At 68.0% G+C, this 366-nt stretch carries 1 protein-coding gene; it reads right to left on the bottom strand.

All coding sequences use genetic code 11. The annotated features are described in order from the left end of the window. The coding region (locus tag ACXN5W_RS30410; RefSeq protein WP_473161824.1) for a tetratricopeptide repeat protein at positions 1 to 366 on the bottom strand (366 nt) is incomplete at both ends.

Raw genomic sequence — 366 nt, 5'->3', positions numbered from 1 at the left:
GCGAGGTCGGGCAGGTAGGCACCCGGATTCGCCTCAGCCAACCGCCGTCGAATGACGACCGCCTCCTGACCGGGCGCCAACGCCTCCTCCCGCCGACCCAGCCCAGACAACATGGCACCGAGATTGTTCAACGACATCGCGAGGTCGGGCAGGTAGGCACCCGGATTCGCCTCAGCCAACCGCCGATAGAGGGTGACCGCCTCCTGACTGGGCGCCAACGCCTCCTCCCGCCGACCCAGCTCAGACAACCGGATGCCGAGATTGTTCAACGACGCCGCGAGGTCGGGCAGGTAGGCACCCGGATTCGCCTCAGCCAACCGCCGTCGAATGACGACCGCCTCCTGACCGGGCGCCAACGCCTCCTCC

This window comes from Plantactinospora sp. A48, assembly GCF_055793945.1.
The sequence above is the reverse complement of the archived record's forward strand: the minus strand, read 5'-3'. Positions and strand labels throughout refer to the sequence as shown.